This window comes from Rhodopseudomonas boonkerdii (assembly GCF_021184025.1).
Classification (GTDB): Bacteria; Pseudomonadota; Alphaproteobacteria; order Rhizobiales; family Xanthobacteraceae; genus Tardiphaga; species Tardiphaga boonkerdii.
The window spans coordinates 5,310,678-5,332,486 of record NZ_CP036537.1; the positions used below are offsets into that span (position 1 = coordinate 5,310,678).

General features: G+C 61.2%; 10 protein-coding genes. 6 read left to right on the plus strand and 4 right to left on the minus strand.

Annotated features, from left to right (window positions below; all coding sequences use genetic code 11):
- The first annotated feature begins 84 nt into the window (after positions 1-84).
- From E0H22_RS24460 to E0H22_RS24475, 4 genes are all read left to right on the plus strand, one after another.
- Positions 85-1,011, plus strand: coding sequence for a LysR family transcriptional regulator (locus tag E0H22_RS24460; RefSeq protein ID WP_233023520.1), 927 nt, complete (start codon positions 85-87; stop codon positions 1,009-1,011).
- Positions 1,012-1,228: 217 nt separating this feature from the next.
- Positions 1,229-3,196, plus strand: a complete 1,968-nt coding sequence (dxs, locus tag E0H22_RS24465) for a 1-deoxy-D-xylulose-5-phosphate synthase (protein WP_233023521.1) — start codon at positions 1,229-1,231, stop codon at positions 3,194-3,196.
- Between the two features lie 51 nt (positions 3,197-3,247).
- Positions 3,248-3,895, plus strand: a complete 648-nt coding sequence (maiA, locus tag E0H22_RS24470) for a maleylacetoacetate isomerase (protein WP_233023522.1) — start codon at positions 3,248-3,250, stop codon at positions 3,893-3,895.
- 19 nt (positions 3,896-3,914) lie between these two features.
- Positions 3,915-4,361, plus strand: a complete 447-nt coding sequence (locus tag E0H22_RS24475; RefSeq protein ID WP_233023523.1) for an NUDIX hydrolase — start codon at positions 3,915-3,917, stop codon at positions 4,359-4,361.
- Here the strand turns inward: E0H22_RS24475 and E0H22_RS24480 are convergent.
- Entirely contained in the window at positions 4,349-5,182 is an 834-nt protein-coding gene (locus tag E0H22_RS24480) for an NAD(P)-dependent oxidoreductase (RefSeq protein ID WP_233023524.1), read from the minus strand. The genes E0H22_RS24475 and E0H22_RS24480 overlap by 13 nt on opposite strands.
- 497 nt (positions 5,183-5,679) lie before the next feature.
- Positions 5,680-6,531 carry a LysR family transcriptional regulator gene (locus E0H22_RS24485; protein ID WP_233023525.1) on the minus strand — a complete coding sequence of 284 codons (852 nt, stop codon included), beginning with the start codon at positions 6,529-6,531 and terminating at the stop codon, positions 5,680-5,682.
- A gap of 325 nt (positions 6,532-6,856) precedes the next feature.
- On the opposite strand from E0H22_RS24485, the gene E0H22_RS24490 reads away from it, so the two are divergent.
- Together E0H22_RS24490 and E0H22_RS24495 are read left to right on the plus strand one after the other, a co-directional pair.
- Positions 6,857-7,672: an alpha/beta fold hydrolase gene (locus E0H22_RS24490; protein ID WP_233023526.1), complete on the plus strand. Its 816-nt coding sequence runs from the start codon at positions 6,857-6,859 to the stop codon at positions 7,670-7,672.
- 45 nt (positions 7,673-7,717) lie between these two features.
- Entirely contained in the window at positions 7,718-8,275 is a 558-nt protein-coding gene (locus E0H22_RS24495) for a LysR substrate-binding domain-containing protein (protein WP_233023527.1), read from the plus strand.
- 36 nt (positions 8,276-8,311) lie between these two features.
- Here E0H22_RS24495 and E0H22_RS24500 read toward each other — a convergent pair whose 3' ends face one another.
- Together E0H22_RS24500 and E0H22_RS24505 are read right to left on the minus strand one after the other, a co-directional pair.
- On the minus strand, positions 8,312-20,581 hold the full coding sequence (locus tag E0H22_RS24500) for a filamentous hemagglutinin family protein (protein ID WP_233023528.1): 12,270 nt from the start codon (positions 20,579-20,581) through the stop codon (positions 8,312-8,314).
- Between the two features lie 134 nt (positions 20,582-20,715).
- Complete coding sequence (locus tag E0H22_RS24505) at positions 20,716-21,753, minus strand: FecR family protein (protein WP_430715184.1); 1,038 nt, start codon at positions 21,751-21,753, stop codon at positions 20,716-20,718.
- Positions 21,754-21,809: the final 56 nt, after the last annotated feature.

Genomic DNA, 21,809 nt, shown 5'->3' on the forward strand with positions numbered 1-21,809 from the left:
GAGCAGCTTGCAAAGCCGTGACTTGCCCTAGCGATCCGTAATCAGTTAGGTCGGCGCAAACGGGCATTGCAAGATGGTGGACCTGTGAGCGACTGGAACGAATTCAGGATTGTGCTGGCGGTTGCGCGGGCCGGATCATTGACGGGTGCGGCCAAGAGCCTGGGACACGATCATTCGACGATCTTCCGCTGGCTAAACCTGCTGGAAAAACGCAGAGGCGTTCAGCTCTTCGATCGAACCTCATCCGTCTACACGCCGACCGATGCCGGGCTTCAGATGGTAATGGCAGCCGAACGGCTCGAGGCCGAAATTATCGCGCTTGATCGATCCATTACGGGACAAGATGCCCGGCTCTCGGGAAAACTCAAGATCACCTCGTCGGAAACCCTGGCCTATCGTATTCTAAATGAAGTGCTTGCGGACTTCTGCGAAGCACATCCCGGCATCGAGATCGAACTTCTTGTCGACAACCGCCAGCTGGACCTCTTGAGGCGCGAAGCCGATATCGCCATCCGCGCGACGCGCCCACATGAAGGTGAATTGTTCGGACGCAAGATCGCATCGACGCCATGGACCTTCTACGGGAGCCGTACTTATCTTACCAAACGCGGTAGACCAGCAACTCTGAATTCGCTGGCAGGGCAGCCTGTCATCGGTTGGGAAAGCACCGCTTCGGCAGCCGCTTCGGTCTGGTTGACGGACAACATCGCCGCAAGCGCGTTCGCCTATCGTTCGAGCAGCTTGATCAACCAACTCATGGCAGTCAAAGCTGGCGTCGGATTGGCTCTGCTGCCATGCTATCTCGGCGATCTGGAGCCCGATATCGAGCGCATTTTTGAACCGCTCGATGAGTTGACCCGCGAGCTCTGGCTGATTACTCACAAAGATCTCCGCAATACCGCACGCGTGAGAGCTTTTTTTGACCATGTCGGCGGTGGCTTGCTGGCGCGGCGCGATGTGCTGGAAGGCGTTCTGAGCCAACAGCAAACACAAACCATCGCATCGGAATGACTTGTGGTGCTGCCTTTCGCAGCAACGCAAGCTCGCTTTCTTGGCGAGATGCAAATCGGTATTGCCGCATGGCAACGCTTCGAGACGAGACGCAAACCATCGCCGTCCGCTAGACAGCACGCAGACAGTCGGCGCGGTCCGTTAGAAGACCGCGACTGATGCGCGGTTGCCTGACGGTCGCTTTCATAGCGCTTTGTCAGATCCGCACCTATAAAAAATGAGGATAAAAGTGGGCGGTGGAAGACGACGTCTCGCGACACCTCTGTTGGATCGCGTTCAGATTCCGGCAGACCTTTGGAATTTTTCGATTGATCAATTGCAGCGGTTGGCGAGCGAATTACGGCAAGAGACTATTGACTCGGTATCTCAGACTGGCGGTCACCTTGGGTCATCATTGGCAGTCGTCGAGCTTACCGTTGCATTGCATGCGATTTTTCGAACGCCCCATGATCGACTGATCTGGGATGTCGGCCATCAGACCTATCCTCACAAAATTCTGACCTGGCGCCGCGACCGCATCCGAACTATTCGCCAAGCCGGCGGACTTGCCGGATTTACGACGCGCAGCGAGAGCGAGTATGATCCGTTCGGCGCGGGCCATTCTTCGACGTCGATTTCAGCCGGTCTCGGCATGGCCGTCGCTCGCGATCTCAAAGCATCGGCAGGCACTCCGGAAGAACGAGCTATCGTTTGCGTCATCGGCGACGGCGCGATGAGCGCAGGCATGGCCTATGAGGCGATGAACAATGCGGGTGCCATGAAAGCCCGTATGATCGTCATTCTCAATGACAACGAAATGTCCATCGCGCCACCGACCGGCGCGATGAGCGGCTATCTTTCCCGCCTCATCAGCAGCAAAGAGTTTCTTACATTACGCGACTTAGGTCTTAAGCTCGCCGGTCAGTTATCTACGAAGCTCGAACGGAAGGCACGGCGCGCGGAAGAAGTCGCCAGAAGCTTGGTCATGGGCGCGACACTTTTCGATGAACTCGGCTTCTATTACGTCGGGCCGGTCGACGGGCACGACCTTAATCAACTCGTTCCGATTCTGCGTAATGTTCGCGAGGCCGATATTGACGGACCAATTCTCATTCACGTCGTGACGCAGAAGGGCAAGGGATTTACACCTGCCGAGCAGAACGCTGAAAAATTGCACGCAGTCGGGCGTTTCGACGTAAGAACTGGCGAGCAGGAGAAGAGCAAACCTGCTCCTCCCAAATATCAGGACATTTTTGCAGAAAGCCTTATCGCGGAAGCCGAGCGCGATTCGCGCGTCGTCGGCATCACCGCGGCGATGCCTTCCGGCACCGGTCTCGACAAATTCGCAGCACGCTTTCCCGCACGCTATTTCGACGTCGGGATCGCGGAACAGCATGCTGTTACTTTCGCAGCAGGCCTTGCAGCCGAAGGAATGATACCCTTCTGCGCGATCTACTCGACCTTTCTGCAGCGCGCATATGATCAAATCGTTCACGACGTTGCGATACAAAAATTACCCGTCCGTTTCGCCGTAGATCGCGCCGGACCTGTCGGAGCCGACGGCGCCACACATGCTGGAAGCTTTGATCTGGTCTATCTAGGTTGCCTTCCAGATATCGTTCTGATGGCTCCCTCAGATGAGGCGGAGCTCGTCCACATGGTGCGAACTGCAGTAACGATCGACGATCGTCCGAGTGCGATCCGCTACCCCCGGGGATCCGGCGTCGGCGCTTTCCCTCCACCGATGCCGTTTGAACTGCAAATTGGCCGCGGCCGGATTATTCGCGAAGGTATATCCGTTGCGATCCTTTCACTAGGAACCAGACTTGCCGACGCGCTTCGCGCCGCTCAGGAACTTGAAGCAAGCGGCATTTATGCAACCGTGGCGGATGCGCGCTTCGCCAAACCACTCGATGAAAGCCTTGTTTCCCAATTGGCGAAGCAACATCCAATGCTTGTGACAATCGAGGAAGGTGCAGCCGGCGGCTTCGGCGCCGCCGTCATGCAGCATCTCACATGGGCAGGGCTTATGGATCATGGCCTCATTTTTCGGGCCATGACGCTTCCTGACCGGTTCATTGAACATAACACCCAGGACCAACAAATCCTCGAGGCTGGCCTTGCGGCAGAACATATCGTGTCAACGATCTGCAGCTGCCTCGGCAAGCGCCGGCCGGTCGGGGCCGCGACGCATGTTGCACGTTAGGCAGCATCGGCGTGGATTTCGGCAATTAACAAGCAACGAACGGACAATCAGATGACGATCCAACTATACGATTTCTGGCGCTCCAATGCCGCTTTTCGTGTGCGCGTTGCCCTCGCCCTCAAAGGCATTCCGTATGAGTCCATCGAGATTGACCTGCTGGCCGGCCGCCAGTTCGATGCCACTTATTCTGAAGTCAACCCAGAACACGTGGTACCGACACTCGTTTACAACGGAGATCGGCTCTCCCAGTCACTGGCGATCATCGAATATCTTGATACTATCCAGCCCGAACCACGACTGATACCCACCGACGCCAGGGAGCGAGCCTACGCTCAATCGCTTGCGCTCGTGTCAATCGCCGATTCGCATCCATTGTCGGCACCACGCGTTCGTAAACAGCTCGGATCGATGTTCAACGCAAATGCGGCAACTGTCGAAGCCTGGTGCAGGCATTGGGTCATCGAGGGGCTCGACGCTTATGAGAGGCTATTGGCGAGACGTCCAGCGGCACCGTTCGCGTTAGGCTTGGTCCCCACCATCGCTGATATTTGTATTGCCGGACAAATTGTGCTGGCCGAGCTCTATGATGCCAAACTCACGCCATTCCCGAATATCATTGCTCTGGGCGAACGATGCTTTGACCTGGCTGCTTTTGCCGAGGCTCATCCGTATCGCCAGCGAGGCTATGTAGGACACTGAAGATGCCGGTGTTAAAACGATGACGCAGAGCCCCATCCCCGCGGTGATTTCAATCGTGATCCGCGGGACTTTCGTTCTTCTTGTGCAGAGAGCGAACCCTCCCGACGCCGGCTATTGGGGCTTTCCGGGCGGAAAGATCGAGTTTGGCGAGAGCATCGCGCAAGCTGCGATCCGGGAGCTCCATGAAGAGACCGGCATTCATGCCAGCGCCGGGCCGATCGTCACCACGATCGACGCATTCGATCGCGGAGGGCGCGACATCCGCGCGCATCATATCTTGATTGCGGTCCTCTGCGACTGGATCTCGGGAGAACCGAACGCGCGAGATGACGCGCGCGATGCGCTATGGTTTGAGCTCAGCGAACTCGCCGGATCTGAACTTCCGATGAGCCATTCCGTCGTAGATGTCGCGATCCAAGCGGCAGCGCTGACCCAGGCGACGAGGCGAGACTCTCACCTCATCTGATCTCGACGCGCAATCGCTTTGACGACCGCAACCATATCGAGCTCACTAAAACCCGAACTCTCGGTCTCACGATAGAGGTCATAGCACATATCCAGCAATGGCGAAGCGATCCCGGCTTCCCGTGCGGTGGTCGCGACCAGCCAGTTGTTTTTTAGCACATCAGTAATGCCAGCCTGCCGTGCAAAGTCCTCGTTCGCGAGTTTCCTGATCTTGACCCGAGATACGTCGCTGGCCATCGGGCCGGCATCGACGATCGAGATGAATTTTTCCAGATCCAGGCCAAGCTGCCGCGCAAAATGCGTCGCTTCGGCCAGCCCGGTGACCATCGTGATCAGGAAGAGGTTGACGGCCAACTTCATTTTCAAAGCACCGGGTACTTCGCCGCAGTTGAATGTCTCCCGGCACATCGGACGAAAAAGGTGGCGGATCCGTTCAATCTGGCCTGCATCTCCCGAGAGCATCGCCACCAATTGACCGGCCTCGGCAGGTTTTCGCGATCCCGACACCGGAGCTTCGATATAGGAGCCGCCAGCGTCCCGGACACTTTCCTCCAGGGCCGCAGAATAGCTCGGCAAAACAGTTGACGTGTTGACGATCACTTTGCCACGCACGCGACGCGCAAAATCCACGTTATCGCGAGACAGAACGTCATCAATAGCCCGATGATCCGACAACATCAGGAAGATGATATCCGATCGTACAAAGACGTCTTCGAGCGTACGCGCAGTCATGGCGCCGCCAGCTTCCAGACTTTCGCATTTCGAGATCGTGCGATTCCAGACTAGGAGCGGCACCCCGGAAACACAGAGATTGATCGCCATTGGCTCCCCCATGGAGCCAAGGCCGATGAATCCCACAGGCCTTTGACTGGAAGTTTCCAATTCCCTCTCCTTAAGACTTTGAGCAGATCACTCATCGCGCCGATATCGACACTGGTGGGCTTTCCGGCCAGGATGGTTCAGCGGGGTTGTTGTTGCCTGCCGAACAACGTAATCGCGGCCCTTCACTCGCGGCCATCGTCCAACCATCCGCTGAGCTCGGCACACGACCGCACCTCATTCAGCAACGCCATTCGCAAGAGCTTCTGTGTGAGCGGGCACGTGTTGTCACTCGCTATCCGCAAGGCTTCAATCAGCACAGCGATCAGGTCGGAACCTTCGCAATTGCTCGCCATACCTGTCCTGACTTCCTCCTGATCCATCGCATTCCGAATGCGATGCAACTTGGCGCTCAATCTAATCAGCGTTCAACCAAGCACAAAGCGAAGTAATTTTATGGCATCATTAGCAGCACTAATAACTTGGATACGCAGCCCGCACTAAAGCGTCTCACGTTGAATGTAGCGGGCTAATTCGATGGCCGCAGGACTCTGAGTGGCATGGGTACGATAGAGATTGATGGCAAATGAAGGCAAAGCGGGCAGCCCGGCTTCCGACGGAATAACGTCGAGATCGGTCGGCACCGCCGACGCCAGCCAGATCGTGACGGCGAGATCGCTCCGCCCCATCGCGACCGTCGCATCCAAACTCCCACCTTCGAACACGGTCCGCCATTGGCGGCCCGATCGGCGCATCGCATCGAGAACCGGTGCCCGAAACCCGCATGTTTCTGTCACCATGGAGATCGGCAATGGCGACTTGAGATAGGCCTTGCCTGCCCTGGCTCCGGCCCATACCAACGGCTGTATGGCCAGCCGCTCCCCGTCGAACGAGCCAATCGGCTCTTCGACAATTGCCAGCTCCAGATCATTGTCTCTGATCAGCTGCCGAAGGATCGGCGAGGAGTTGCAGACCAAGGATACATCGACCTGCGGAAATTCCCGCGTGAATTTCGTCAGGATGGGCGCAAGATAGGCGCCGGCAAGATCGAACGGGACACCGAGTCGTACGGTGCCCGCGATTGCACCATCATCGATATCCGACCAGATTTCATCGTGAATAGCGAGGATCTTGCATGCCCTATCGAAAAGCCGGTCGCCGAACGGCGTGACCTTCATACCGCGGCGATCGCGGATAAATAGCGGGTGACGGCAGATCGCTTCGAGCCTCGCGACCTGCTGACTGACGGCGCCTTGCGACAGGTTCAGTGAACGCGCAGCACTTGTCATGCTGTGGCAATCAGCGACCGTCACGAATGCCCGCAATAGGCCGATATCAATATTCTTTGCCATCAACAAATCGTGTTTTCAAATGCAAGTTATCTACGATCTTCGACCATGGTGTCGAAGGAATCCGCTGACCCGCATCATGACGATGATACATAGATGCGCGCGGCGGCAAAACGGCAATCAGCTAGTGCGCCGCATTGGTCGTACCATCGGTGCCTACGGGATCGACCGACCTTACTGCATTTGCGACCGCTCCCGCGAGCGCGCTGGAAAGCGCTGTCACGAATGATCGTATGGTGGAGATCGAAGCACCCGCCAACTCTTAGCGGATTGTTTACTTAGAAATCCGGAGGATCGCTGCGCACGAATTCCAATCACCTCTTGCAAGATGACAAGCGTCGATTTCTATGCGGCAATGTTACCGCGCATCGTCACACCGCAATCACACCATTCTCTTGAGTTAAGAAATCGCCGGTCCTTGGAATTGAAAATGGCAATCGTGTTCGTCCCCGGTTTCATGCTGGATAGCGAGATGTGGTCGGAGTTAGAGCCGGAGCTCGCTGCTTACGGCCCCGCTCATCATGTCGATCTGCGCCGCGGCACCAGTCTCGAAGACATGGCGGATCTAGCGCTGGAACAGCTTCCGGACCGCTTCATTCTGGTCGGCTTCTCGCTCGGCGGATATGTCGCCCGGCAGATCGCAAGGCGCGTCCCCGACAAGCTTTCTGCGCTCATTCTGATCGCGACATCTGCAAGAGCCGATACGCCCGAGCAAATACAGCGAAAGCAATTCGCGCTCCAATTGCATGACTCAGCTTTCAAAGGCCTCAGCCCAACGGCGATCGCGCCATCATTGCATCCAAAGCGCAGATTGGACAATGCGTTGATTGATCGCATTCGGCAGATGGGCATTCGACTCGGTGCCGATACGTTTCGGCGGCAGTCGGCGCTGGCCCGTACGGGCGATCTCGATCAGCTCGCTGCAGTCCGCTGCCCGACACTCGTGGTCGCCGCCCGGAATGACGATCTCCGCTCCGAGGTGGAGGCCAGCGAGCTTGCTCACGGCATCCACGATGCGACTTTGATGGTGATCGAAAACTCCGGCCATATGATTCCGCTGGAACAGCCCGCTTTGCTGGCGAAGACGATAACCAACTGGCTCCGGCATCGCGGAATCGACTTACCATCAAGCAAAATAGACTAAGGCTCGGCCGTTGCCGGAAACGCATGGCAATGCGCCAGAAAAGCAATGACAAGGGCCAACACCGCAAATCCCAGCAGCGCCCATGCGCATGCAGCCGCGCCCACATGCTCAAGCAACAACCCACCCAAAAGGCCGCCACATGCGACCGCCGTATTCCATACTGTCACGAATATCGCTTGCGCGAGATCGGTCGCATCGCCGGCCTATTTTGCGAAAGCGGGAATCCCCGAAACACCCGGCGAACTCGTTGCACATGCTTGCTTGATGTATCGCTTCCCCACCACGGGCAAGCTCGATCGCTGGCCTTTGTTTATGGACGGCGTGTCCGTTCTCATGGAACTAGCCAAGAGCGTCGTTACCAACACGCTTGCGCCACAGAGCCGTCTCGCCGAAAGCGGCCTCGGTCTCGCCTGCGTGCCAGACATTGCAGTGGCGTCGCAGATCAAAGCCGGCGGCCTGATCAGCGTGCTCGCACCGTATCTGCTGGATCGAACCAAGATCAGCATCATGTGGCCGACGAGCCGGCATCTTTCGCCGAAACTAAGTGCTTTCGTCGAGTACGCCGCTTGCGAGCTTCTCCCTTGCCATGATGGATCGGAGTGAGCTTGCAAGCGACTTGTCGCGCGCGACTGCGTCGCATTACAGCGAACTATTCCCACTCAACTGACGCAGCTTGGCTCGTTCCTCTTCCGTGAGATCGCCTGTCTGCTCGCGTGTGAATCGACCGTTGCCCAATACGCGCGCCGAGTCGTTGGGGTCATAGCGCTGCGTCTGGTTGCGAGATCGATCGTCGCGATCGTTGCGGCGGTCTTCGCTGTCGCTCCCGCCATAGCCGAGCACTTCGACGATGATCACCGATGGTCGTTCGTTGCCGCTTCCCTGATTTGGGGTCGCAGTCTGCTGGGTCGCGGCAGTGGCGTTGGTCGTCGTGAGCGCAGCCGCAATACTCGGCGCCTGAACCGTCGGAATGCCGGTTGCGGTCCCCTGCACCTGGATATTTGCGGCGTTCAATACCTGCAGCGCGGCAAGATTGATATTACCGGATACACGGATGCCCGCTTCGCCGGCGTCGATGGTGCCAAGCGGCGCGATCAGGTCGATATTGCTCGGGCGGGTGCCCGGCACGGTGACCAGCGTGGCGATGCCGGCCCCGCTGGCCGGAGCCGCCGGTGACACCGTGACGACACCGAACTTGTCGGTCTTGCGCAGCGGCGGCGTGAACGTCACAGAGGTCTTGGAGCCACGCCCCGCATTGATGTCGCCGGTGGCGGACCAGGCCAGAATATCACCGCCAAAGGTCGTCATCACGCGGCTCTGGCCGAGCAGCACACTACCGAGCGAATAGATGTCGATATTGCTGTCCTGCCCCTGGGTGACCAGACCTGCGCCAGCGCCCGCCGCGACGCCCTCGACCCCGATCACGGTCTGGCCGCCCGGATTGAGGATCTGAATATCACCACCGAACTGGGTGTGGATGCCCGCGTCATAAGCCTTGTTGTTGAGCACGCCGCTGAACATGGTCAACTTGCCGGCATAGTTCAGCGGATTGCCATTCGCGTCTCGATCCGGGAACAGCGTGGCGATGGCCTCACGGCCACGCAGATAGCTGCCTTTGCGCGGGCTGTTCGGGTCGTTGTATTCGCGCCCGCCCAGCGTCAGCTCAGCGTAGTAGACCTGTCGCACGAACACGCCTTGCTGAAGCTTCGGCAGCGTCAGGAAATAGGCCAACGCGTCAGCCGCGTTACCCCTGTAGGCGTAGCGATTCTGAAGCCAGGCATAGAGTTCGTCAGCGTAAGTCTTCACGACCTTGCCGCTACCGGCGAGCGGTGTGCCGTCACCCGGCAAAAGATTGGCGACGTCGAAATAGCGCTTAGCGAAACTGGCATAGTCCGGCCCAGCCGCGCCGGTGCCGACCACCGTGGCGATGCCCGCGCCGCCCTTGATATTGGCGGGATGGACGAGATCGCCAACGCTGGTGAGCGAGCCGTAATAGCCCTGATAGAGATTGCGGCCGGCCTGGACCTGCATCAGGCCGGGACCGCCAATGATCGCCGACTGATAAATGATGTCGCGGCCGGCCTGCAGCAGCGTGATGTCGTTCGGGCCGCGATTCAGGAACACATCAGACACCGAGCCACTGCCGACGATATCGCGACCGGCGATCACCTCGAACGGCTTGGCGGCGATGTACCAGGTGGTGTGGGTCGGTATGACGAGCCTATCGGTCGGCAAGAAGGTCTTCACCTGCCCGAGCGTGAGATCGGTGATGTCGGTGCCGGCATAGACGCGCGCCGGCTGGCTGTCGCCGGCATGCAGATCGGTGAGCGCATTATCCTCGCCGAACGCGATCGGACTTCTAATGTCGAGATTATACGCCGCATTCGCCGTGGCATTGGTCACGGTCGAAGTCTGTCCGTTGATCGTCCGGGTGACACTGATCACCGGACGCAAGTGCGTCGCCAGCGTGCTCATATCGGCGCCCGACATCGCCACCACCTGGCCCGAACCATAGATCGATCCGGCAGCTAGCAAATCGATCTGGCCGATCGGCGACGGCATCAGTTCGAGCACCGGGAAGCTGGTCCCTAGCTGTGCGGAAAAACGGATATCGCCATTGGCCGCGGCGACGCGCAGCGTGCCCGGGAAGAAGCCCCGGCCGTTTTGCGGCCGGTTCTGGAAATCGCCGCCGCCGGTGAGCGGCGCCACATCGCCGCCTGCCGCATAGAGACCGATCGCGGTATTGGCGGTGTAAAGCGCGAAGGACACTTGCGCGCCCTGACTGAGCGGCGTCGAGGCGCCGACGGGTGTATAAGGCAGGCCATTCTGGTCGAGCGTCACGCCCATGCCGGCATCGGCGGCGCCGCCGAACACTAGGTCGCCGCGGGTCGCGATGCTGACATTGCCATCGCCCGGGATGAAAGTCGGCCCCGGTGACTTGGCGCTGGCCTTGAACACATTCGCTTCGGCAGCCCGCGGGTCGAGCGAGGTGAAGTTACCGGCAAAGCCGTTCTGGCTGATCGAACCGATCGCGCCGGCCTGTACCGTGATATCGCCGCGCAGATTGCTGACCGCGCCGAAATAATCCGAACCATAGTTGCTGGCGCTGGTCGTGCTGACCGTGTTCAGCGTACCGCCGACGCGCAGCGTCAGGTCACCGCCGCCGGTCTGGAGCAACGTGCCATTGGCCTGCACGCGGCCGGTGGAAGCTACCACCAGATCGAGACCGGTCGATATATAGGAGGTGCTGATGCCACCAGAGGCGGCGCCGGCATTGCGGCCAGCCAGCAGTGTGAGATTGCCGCCGCCGAGCGTGCCAATGCCCTGGAAGCCGACCAGCTTGTTGACCGTCGCACTGGCGGTGATGGTGTTGCGGCCGAAATTGATGCCCCAGGCGCCGGGATCGGACGACATCACGCCGCCCCCCTGCTTCACCAGCCAGTTGCCGGTGAGATCGGAATCAAGGGTCCGCGTGTTGCCGTCGGCGATCTGGATATAGCCGGAGACATCCTGCTGCGCCGACAGCAGCACGTCGCCGCCATGTTCGGGATACCAGACATGGCTGGTGCCGCCGCTGGTCTGGCCGAGCAGATCATAGGCGGTATTAGCCGACAACGGGGTCGATTGCGTGCCGGCGGTGTAAACGCCGTAAGGCGTCGCCTCGCTGAAACTGCCACCGGCGAGCAGATCGAGATTGCCGGTGCCGGTGCGCAGCACGCTGAAGAGCTTCGCGTTCAGCGAGGTGTTGTAGGCGGCGTCGCTGAGCGTGAGATTGCCGGTGCCGCCGAGCGCTTGCGTTGTCTGCAGCGCGCGCTGATCGGCGCTGGCGAGATCGGCACCGGCGACGAGGCGGATCGAGGCCGAGATTGAGCCCGGCGCAAGCATCGCGGCCATGGGGGTGGTCGGAGCCGAGCCGGGAATCGCCGGCACGATCGCGCCAAGAGTAGGCATATTCGCCGGATCGAAAGCGAGTATATTACCGCTCTTCGAATAGCTCAGCACTGTCCCGGCAGGAATGGTTTCGCCTGCAACGTAAGCGTGGCCATTCGTGTCAGTCAGCCAATTGCCCCACCAATCATTCGCCCACCAGGCGTAGAAGTTACCGGTGGCGCTCGGAACCGTCCAAGCGCTTATAACGACAAGGTCGGCGTTGGCTTTCTTTTGATAGAACGTATACGTGCCGTTGTAAGTCTGCGTATAGGTCGCAAACTGACTCGTGATGCCGGTGGCATCGAGCACCGTATAAGTCGCTGCTTTCCCGGCCGATGCCCGGAACCCGTCCGAAATACTGCCGCCAATCTTGAGATTGCCGCCGGCACGGATCACCAGCGCCAGCGGCTCGCCGGCACCATAGGTCGCCGAAGCCGTATTGCGATCGGCACCCGGGCCGTAACGATAGCCGGAAAGATCGATGTCGCCCGAGGTGGAGAGATCGCCGGTCGAGGTGATCTCCACGCCCGGCCGCAGGTGATAGGCGCCGCCATAGGCCGACAGACCCGTGACTTTCCCGGCTAGGCCCGATGTGGCGGCGGCATTGATGAAGGCCGTGTTGTCGGCGTCATAACCAGCCAGCGCCGCTTGCGTGATCGCGCTCCCAGCCGGCAGTGTATAAGTCCAGAAACCGTTTATCGCTATGCTGCGGGCGCCAACAATGTTGAGCGGTTGTGCGGCATCGATATTGATGTCGCCCGTGGTCAGTCCGGTGCGCCGCGCATTGAGTTGCACATCGCCATAGGCAACGCCGTCCTGCGTATGCAGATCGAAGGTCGCGTTTCGCGCGAGGGAGACTTTGCCGTTCGCGCTCGTCAGCTCGATATGGCCGCGGTTCTTCGCCTCGATCGGATTGTTATAGCTATCGATCTGCAGCACATTGCCATGGACATCGAGCACGGCGTTCGACGCCAGATTCAGGTCGCCGCTCGCCGACAGACGGATGGAGCCGGGCGCATCGCCTGACGCATCGATGGTGCCGACGACCGTCAACGTGCCGTTGTCCAGCGCCACGGTCACGTTCTGCGCCTTGACGCCATTGTCGATGGTGAGATCGCCATTGCGGATGTCGAAGCTGCGCGCAGCGAGGAAGCCGCCCTGGTTTAGCGAGCCGTTGAGTGCGGCGAAGGCCGCGTTGGACATCGTGCCACTGACGACGCCGAACATGGCGCTGCTGCCGTCATCGTCCGCCGCGCCCTTCAGCGTGCCGTTCAGCACCGCCAGCCCGTTCCGCGCGTCCACGCTGAGCGAGCCGGCCAGCGCATGGGTGGCGGACACGTCGATGGTCGCGCCCGCTGCCTGCGTTACGCTGCCCAGCGTGCTGGCGAAGGACGCTGTGCCGCCGAAACCATAGACGGTGGCGGACTGGATCTGCGACGCCTGCCCTGACAGGTCGATGCGGCTGCCGCCTTTCAACGCGATATCATGGGCGGCGGTGACCGCGAGCTTGCCGCTCGGCAGCAGCACCGTGGTGCCGATGGTGACGCTGTCGGCAGCGAGAGCGATCTCAGCGCCGGCGATGCTGGTAGTCGCCGCGCTCGGCGCGACGCCTGCGGGCGCCACCACGTTCAGCGCGGCGCCGGCCGTATAGGCCATGATCGACTTCTGCTGGCCGGTGAGCAGCGGCGTGATCAGATTGAGATTGCCGCCCGTGCCGCTCTGGCCGAACACCGCGCCGGTCGCCGCGCTCGGCGCCTGATAGACGAACAGCTTGCTGTTGCCGCCGGAGATAATCTGGTTGCGGCCGGTGACATTCGCATTGCCGAAGCCATAGGCGACGCGGTTCGCCGTCGAGACATCCTGCGAGACGAACCGCCCGAAGCGGAGCTCATTGGCGACGAGATCGAGCGTGCCGCTGCCGGTGCCCGCGCCACCCGCGACGATGGCAGGCGGGGTTGCGCCCGGGATGCCGTTCCAGGTGATGGTGTCGGCGGCGATCACCGCATGATCGCTGGCGGCGCCATAGCCATACAGCGCCGACGTGTTGAGCACGAGATTGACGCCGGTGCCAGTGGCATCGAGACGCGTGCTGCCGAACACGTTGATGGCGCCCGACGCGCTCAGCGCAATGCTCTGCAGCGCCGGCGCGCCATGCAGCGGATCGCCGTTGACGAGCTGGTTGAACAGTGCCTGGTCGAAGACGAAGCCGGACGGATTGCCGGCAAGGGCGATATCGGCAGCGCTGCCGATATTCACCGTATTGACGGCCAGCGAGATGTTGCGCGCGCCGAAATGCGCGGACGGGCTGAAGCTCGACACGCCGCTGGTGGCAATCGCCAGCGTGTTTTCAGCATAGAGCTGCGAGCCGGCACCAATGGTGATCGAACCGTTGCCCGCACCGCCCAGGAAATCCAGTTCTCCATTGGAGAGCGCCAGTACCGCGGTTTGATTTGCGCCGTAGGGCATCCCCGACGACAAACTGTCATAGGACACAGCGCCGCGGCCGATGGTGCTCAGCGTGACTTTGTTGCCGATGCCGATATTGCCACCGATCAGCAGGATCTCACCGGCCGTAAGGGTCACACCGTCGCGGACCGCGAGATTGCGGCCACCACCGAAGAGGATCACACCATTGGTGATGGTGGTGTAACCATTGATCATCAGCCGCGGCGCGCCGATCGCGTCGATCGCATTGGCGTTGACCGAGACGCCGGTATAGCCGGTCGCCGGTCCGCCATTGGCGATTTCGTCCACGCCCTGCATGACGACCTGCCCCGCACCGCCGCCGGCCGCGCCCTGCAACAGAGCGGTACCATCGAATGTGAGCGCCGGCTTGCGGGCCGCGCCGGTCGAGACCGGCGCCTCGAACGAGAGCTGCAGCACCTTGCCGTCGGCCGGCAACAGCGCGCGCAGGCCGCCGAACTGCGCCGTATTGGCGCTCAGGAAGTCGCTATAGCCCTGCTCGTTATATTGCGAATAGGCGCGCACCGCGGTGCCGGAGGTGATGAGCGCGGTGATCGGCAGGCTGCTGCGGATCGACGTATTGGCGATGCCGGTGACCACCGAGGCTGCATAGGTGCTATTGCCGATGGAGAACGGCGCAGCGAGAGCAGCGCGGCTGGCACCGGCGAGTTCGACGCGGAAGGCGCCCGGCAGCAGCGCGTAGTTCGACGGCAGCAGCGTGTAGGTGCCGGCCGGCAGGCCCGGCACGCCGGCTGGAATCGTAACCTGCTGACCGACCGCCGGATCGCCCGCGCCGTTTTCCGGCGCCGTCGGCGCGTAGGCGGACTTGTAGCCGGGAATGATGGCATAGACCCTGTCTGTCGACTTGCTGAACGGCGTGTCCGGATTGGCGTTGACAAGCGCGGTCTTGAGCACATCGACCGAACCGCCGCGGCCGGAGATGAAGCCGGCGCCCGCCAGATTGCCGCCGCCAGACGTATCGACCACCGCCCCGCTCTGCACATTCACAGATGCGGCGTTCAGCGCGACGCCGGACGATGCACTAGTGATGTTAAAATTGAGCAGCGGCAGCGGCCTGATCGCCTTGCCGTTGTAATTGTAGGTGACGCCGTCGATGGTGCCACCATAGGGAATTGTCACGCCGTCCATCGAGACCGAAGTGAGACTGCCCGGCAACAGATCGATCTGCCGGCCGGTGACGGAGATGGCGTTACCATTCAGAGGGGAGCCGAGGGTGATATAGCCCATCGGCGCCCGAACGATGCCACCCTGCTCGACCACCGGCGCAGCCAGTATCAAAGTTCCGAATACCGACAGCGGCGCATCCGGAATCGTATCGGTGGTGCGGCCGATGCGCAGCGTCGGCAGCATTCCGGACGCAAGAGCGGTGGCCGGAATACTCAAACGCGCGCCGGCGACAACTTCCGCCACCGTGCCAGTGGTCGGATAGATCTGCGCGGCGAGCAGGTTGATATTCCAGTCCGACGCGATCGTGGTGTAGGTCTGTCCGTTATTGGCGAGGGTCTTGGCGTCGAGGATCGTCGGCAGCAAGCGGATGTCGCCCCGGCTGATCAGGGTAACCGTCTTGAAACCTGGAGCCAAACGGTCGGTATTGCTGCCGAATGCCGGATCGTAGATGTTGTTGCGCCCTTCTGAGAAATGCAGCGGACCGCGCACATCGATCTGGTCGGCGGTCACGGTGAAGGTCGCATCGGTCGGCGCGCCGCCGAGCCCTGCATTGCTGAGGCGGCCGGTAGCTACATTGTCGGGGTTGGCGACGTCGCGCGCCATCAGAGTTACAACCGGCGCCGCCAGAGTCACGCTGCCGGTCGGCACGACGAACGGCAGTTGCGACAGGCCCTGCGACCGGAACACCTGTTCCGGACCCGATGTGATATCCGGCGCGTTCAGCGTCAGGCTGCGGTTCAGCGACAGCGACACGCTACCGCTAAAGACCAGAAAATCATCCGACTGCAGCGACAGGCTGCCGAAGCCGCCCGCCGCGATCCGGTCGGCGCTGATCGTCGCCTGGCCGAATTTGAGCGAAGCGGCGTTGGTGCCGGGCGCGATATTCGACGGCAGCGCCGAGGCCTGATAGGCCTGCGTCACCGTTAGCAAGCTCGGCATCAGCACATTGTCGGGTGCAACCGCATCGCTGCCGTTCTTGGTGAAGAGCGGCGTCAGCAGCGCGACCGAAAGATTGCCGCCGGACGCAGTAGCCCCGCCGGCGAAGGCGTGCATGGCACCGTCGAGATAGAGACCGCTATAGGACGAGAGCGAGATCGAACCGCCATCACTGGCGACCATGACCGGCTGGCTCGCCGCAGCGTTGCCGTTGATCACGTTGATCGTGGTCTGTGCGCCGTCGGCGACAAGTTCTGAGCCGGGCCGCAGCATCACGAAGGAGCCGTTGCCGTTGATGGTGATGCTGCCGCCGCCGGTGGCCTGACCGTAGAGATGACCCGAGAGATCGCGCGCATTTGCGGCGATGCCGGAGACGTCGAGCCTGGCGCCGGAGCCGATCCAAACCGACATGCCGAGGCCCTTGCCAGTCGCGTCGAAATTGCGCGCCGCCGCCAGCGCGCCGCTATTGGCCACATTGGCCAATGTGATATTGCCGCCAGGGGCCGTGAGATCGCCGAGCACGCTGAGCTGACGAAACGCGTTCAGCGTGATGCTCTGGCCGGGATCGACGTTGATCGACGCGCCATCGCCAACCAGGACGGCGCCGCCGCTATTGCCGTTGTTGAACGACGACTGCAGCGTGATGCTGGCGCCACCGCGCTGGGTCAGCGTCGATGTGCGCTGATTCTCGGTGAACAACGGCGGCGTCCAGAGCGAAAGCACCGAAGCGGGATCACTGCCCGATGGCGCAGCATAGCTGCTCGCGGTGAACTGATACACCGGCATGGTCGGCGCAACGGCGACATCGGGGCTGACGAGCAAGTTCTGCGCGCCATTGACTGTGTAGGTCGAGAAGCCCGTATTGAAGAAGGACGGCGCCAGCCCCTGGGCGGGAATGATCGAAGCCGTTACCGGGAGAACGATGCCGGCCGCCAATTGCGTGCCGGCAGCGTAAGTGACCGGTGTCGATTCGATGGTACCGGCTTTGTGTACGCTCACGACGGGATTAATAGTGAAACCGGCGGGAAATACCGCCGACGGGACGATCGTGCCGGCCGGGATCGAGCCGAGAATAGCGCCGAGGACCGTTCCCGCCGGGACTGAGCCAAAGAACAGATTACCCTTGGTATCTCTTGGAAAGACACTGAGCGGCGGTATCCAAACTGCGCCCGTCGGGACATTTGGAATCGACAGAACCGTAACCGCGTAGGGCAGCGGCGTATCGAAATACATGACACTTGTGCTGGTGGTCAGATCAGCCGGCAGCGGCACTCCGGCTGGGATCGTCAGTGCCTTGCTGAGCTTCACCGCGACCGGTGCCGCGGTCCCCGCCGGCAACACGCCGCCGGTCAGCAGTGCATCCTCACCGATCAGGACAGTGCCGGGCGTGGACACTTTCAGCGCGCCGCCGCCAGTGACGCCGTAGCCGATGATCGACCCGTCGATTATGAGATTTGCCGGCCCCGACACTGTCTTGCCCGACGTATCGACATCACCGGCGATGATGGTGACATTGCCGCCCATGCCGCCCAGGGTCTTGCGGTTGAGCAGAATGGCGCCGCCCGACGAAACGTCGATGGTCGAGCCCTTTTCGAGCGTCACGTTATAGGTCGAGTCGAATGTGACGCTGCCACCGTCGAGGAAGCCGAGCGCGGCGACATCGGCGCCGCTGGTGGCGCCATTCGACCACATGCCCTTGGTCGAGATGGTGGCGCCGCTGCGCAGCGTCAGTTGCGAGGTGCCGTCCACCGCCACGAGCACGATATTGCCGGTTGGTGTGGCGAGGATATTGGTTGCGGTGATGCTGCCCGAGGGCGCGGTGATATTCGCGGCGATATCGACGTTCGGTGCCGAGAAGACCACCTGCGCGCCGGGCGCGAAAGCGAGTGGCGCCTTCACAGCGATATTGCCGGTGGTCGCGATGCCGAGCCCGCCGAGACGATCGCTATTCAGCGTCGACGCATCGAGCCAGACGGTGTTGACCCGCGCAGACGGCATCACCGAGCTCGCCGTCATGCCAGCCGTGATGCCAGCGATGTCGCCGATTTTCACGTCCGAACCATAACCGCTGGCCAGACCCGTGCTGTTATATTGGCCGATATTGAGCTGACCAGCCAGTGCCACCTGGGTCTGGCCCTGTTTGTAACCGTCCGTCGCCGCCGCCGCGCGGGCTTTGGTCTGTCGCTGGCCATTGACGACGTCGTTGATCATCGTCTCTTCAAGCAGCGCAGTCGGCGCCGAAACGATCAGCGAGCCGGCATCGCGGCCGACTGTGTAGCCATCCTCCCAGCGCAGCGAGGTGCGGCCTCGATCGAAGATCGTGGTCCAGATCTCGGTGAGGCTCTCGTCCTGCTTTCCCTGGATATTATGCGTGCGCGAGAAGCCGCCGGCGAAGGAAACATAAGTCAGATTCGACGGCGCCTGATCGACGCTATAGATACGTCCATCGCTGCCGACGAGATTGGTCGAGCGAATCCATCCGCCGGCATAATCGAGCGAGCCGCCCGAAAGATTGAAAACGGAGCCCTTCTGCGCAACTACTTCCGGCGCGCTGAGCGTAATGCTGCCGCCAATCGCGACCCATTCGCCGATCGTATGCGCAGTATTGGCGACATAGCCGCCAGCTTCGACGAGACCGCCCGCGGTATAATAGCGATCGCTCGCATAGCCGCCGGCACCGGCCGGCACCAAAGTCAGCGTGCGCAGGTCGATCCACACATCGTTGCTCTTCAGCACGCTGGAATCGCGATTCGCCGGCGCGTCGCGCAGTTCGTTGCCCTGCAGGTTGACCTTGATATTGTTACTTTCCATCGCGAGCGCCACGTCGCGCACACCGGAAACATCGAGCGTGGCGCCACTCTCGGTGAAGATGCGCTGCTTGGCGGTGATCGAAATTTGGCCGCCCTGCGCAGCAGTGTAGGAGCCGTTCTTGAATGTCACCGAGCCGCCGGTGACGATCTCAATACGCGACTGATCCACGCGATCGGCGAGCAGCGACAGATTGTCCAAACGCGCAGCGACATTGGTCGAAACGGTGCGCGCCGTATTCTGCGTCGCCGAATTCGCAAGCAGTGCATCACGCTGCGAATTCATCGCGGTTTCGGTCGAGTCGAGCTCCGGCAAAATCGCGGACAGTGCATTGCCGGTCAGCGTGACGCTGCCCGCGCTGTCGCTGGCCGAGTTCAAAAGATGGATGGTGCCGCGCTGATTCACCGTGGTCGACGACAGCAGCACGCCGTCCTGCACGACGCTATGGCCGGTCAGCGTGATATCACCCTGCTGCGCGAAGCCGATGCCGCTATTGGTGACCACGCCGCCGCCGGCAACCCATGTCCCCGCGCCGGTGCCGGTCCAGGTGCCCACCGCGATCTCGCTGCCGCGTGTGGTCGAGAAGGCATTGACGTCGGTGCCGAGGCCCGTACGCAGAATGAAATCGTGGCCGGCCGCGAGCGCTATTTGCCCCTTCGGAGTCATGATCGCGCCGGCATTGGTCACGGCACTGCCAAGCAGCAGGACATATCCGCCCGCCGTCGTCGCCACGCTCGGCGCATTCGTTGCGATCTGCGCACCGGCTTCGACGAAGATCTTGCCGGCGATGCTGCCGGTGCCGCCCTCTCCCGCGCCGGTAAAGCTCGGCACATAGCTGCTGCTGACCGACGCGGAATAGACCGTCGATGGATCCACGATATTCGCCGTCGAGGCGATCAGCGAGCCGACATTGATTTGGCTGTTGCCGCCAAAGATGATGCCGCTCTGATTGATCACATAGACCTGGCCGTCGGCTTTGATATTGCCGAGAATCTGACTCGGGCCGGTCGCCGCATTGACGCGATTCAGCGCGACCCAACCGTTATTGCCCTGCTGATCGAAGGTCAGCGTGGTCTTCGCGCCGACATTGAACGACGTCCAGTTCAGGATCGCCTGCTGCGAGGTCTGGCGGATGCCGACCTGCGTTTGCCCGTTTGCATCGACCGCTTGCACCGGTGCATTGGCGCCGCTCCAGCCCGCTGGCACGTTCGGCAGCAAGCCACCGGCACCGAGACCGTTCGGAACATTCATCGGTGCCGTCAGCGAGGTCTGCCGCGCAGCCGCTGCGGCGCGCGCCGCCGCCTGTACCGCCTGCATGTCCTGCACTGCTTTCGCAGCCCGTGCGAGCGATCCCTGCGTTTGCCGCGCCACCGCCGCTGCCTGCTGCGCCGCCAGCGTGACTGCATCCGATGCGAGGTTCGGCGCGGCCAGAACACCTCCGCCACCGCCATTGACCGAACGTGCCTGCGCCGCGCCGCCAGTCATCAGCATCACGGCACCGACACTGGCACCGGCAAGCATCACGCCGCGCGAGACACGGCGAATAGGCAGAGAAGATAAAGCGGAAATCATAGACGCTGCGGACACGGGCGATTCCTCGGACTTAGCACTATGCCGTCAGTCACGCGGGGGACTGAAAGGCCTCAGCATTAAGACTGGATCGTCCGCGAAATCGTGCACGCTTTCTTAAAAGAATCTTCCGTCGTCGAGATGCCACCTCGTCAACCCAGTAGCACCAAGCCTCCCGGGAGAGCTCGAATTCGCGCATCAACCGCCTGCTCTAGACGGATCAGGATACTGTCCATCTGGTCGATGCGGAACCGGCCGGTCATCTGCCTGTCCGCCAAGGCAGCATTGATCAGCACGATGTGGCCTGGGCGGTAGCGATTGATCTCGTCGATCGCGTCCCGCAGCGGAGTATTGTGAAAAACGACGATGCCGCGCGACCAGTTGGATGCACTTTCCGGATCGATCGCCGTGGCGTCGCCGAGACCATGATCGCTATATCTGAGTTGCTGTCCTGCATGGAGCACGGCACTTTGCCCGCGACATTCGACATCGATGTCACCGTCAAAACAGGTGACATGAACCGCACGATCGTTGCCGCGCACCAGACGGCGGATGTCGAAACGCCCATGCTTTGCCTGCGTCCGGCCATCGGCTGCGAAAACCGACAATGCAGGCGCACTCGACGAAGGCAGATCGAACGATGCTTCGCCAGAAACCAGCTCGACCTGAGCCTGTCGACCGTCGACCACACGCAAGGCAAGGCTTGTCTGCGTATTCATTCGCACGGCCACATCTCCCGCGAGCTTGATGTCGCGCTGCTCGCCGGTCGCCGTGCGATAATCCGCACGGAGCTGGGATAGCGACGGCCATAAATCTAGCGGGGGATGGATGACGCCATAAGTCACCGCCGCCGCTGCAGCAACGCCGCCGCCCAAAAAGACGCGTCGATTGACGGCCCGTCGGCGTAGATACACCAGCATTTCGGTGGCACTCCTGCCATCGTCCTGCAAATCGCGGCCGGCCGACGCCACATCGCTCCAGGCCCGACTTGCCTCGGCGAAGGCGCGGGCGTGCTGCGGACTGGTGGCTCGCCAGCCCTTCAGCGCGGCAGCATCCGCGGCGGTCGCTTGTCCCGATACAAGCCGCTGGACCCAAACGACGGCTTCGCGCTGGATCTCATCCAGCTCCGGCGTCGTATTGTGCAGCTTGATCATGATCTCGGCCCGCCCCCAGACGTCGATGCGCCGCATGCCTTGTCGGCGCACAAAAACAAATTCGTCATATCCTAGACTGCTTTCATTCGCCG

What these genes read in the sequence shown, in the direction of transcription:
- dxs (WP_233023521.1), top strand. Translation starts at nt 1,229, where the DNA reads ATGAGGATAAAAGTGGGCGGTGGAAGACGACGTCTCGCGACACCTCTG.
- maiA (WP_233023522.1), top strand. Translation starts at nt 3,248, where the DNA reads ATGACGATCCAACTATACGATTTCTGGCGCTCCAATGCCGCTTTTCGT.
- E0H22_RS24475 (WP_233023523.1), top strand. Translation starts at nt 3,915, where the DNA reads ATGACGCAGAGCCCCATCCCCGCGGTGATTTCAATCGTGATCCGCGGG.
- E0H22_RS24480 (WP_233023524.1), bottom strand. Translation starts at nt 5,182, where the DNA reads ATGGCGATCAATCTCTGTGTTTCCGGGGTGCCGCTCCTAGTCTGGAAT.
- E0H22_RS24485 (WP_233023525.1), bottom strand. Translation starts at nt 6,531, where the DNA reads ATGGCAAAGAATATTGATATCGGCCTATTGCGGGCATTCGTGACGGTC.
- E0H22_RS24490 (WP_233023526.1), top strand. Translation starts at nt 6,857, where the DNA reads ATGACAAGCGTCGATTTCTATGCGGCAATGTTACCGCGCATCGTCACA.
- E0H22_RS24495 (WP_233023527.1), top strand. Translation starts at nt 7,718, where the DNA reads ATGACAAGGGCCAACACCGCAAATCCCAGCAGCGCCCATGCGCATGCA.
- E0H22_RS24505 (WP_430715184.1), bottom strand. Translation starts at nt 21,753, where the DNA reads ATGCGGCGCATCGACGTCTGGGGGCGGGCCGAGATCATGATCAAGCTG.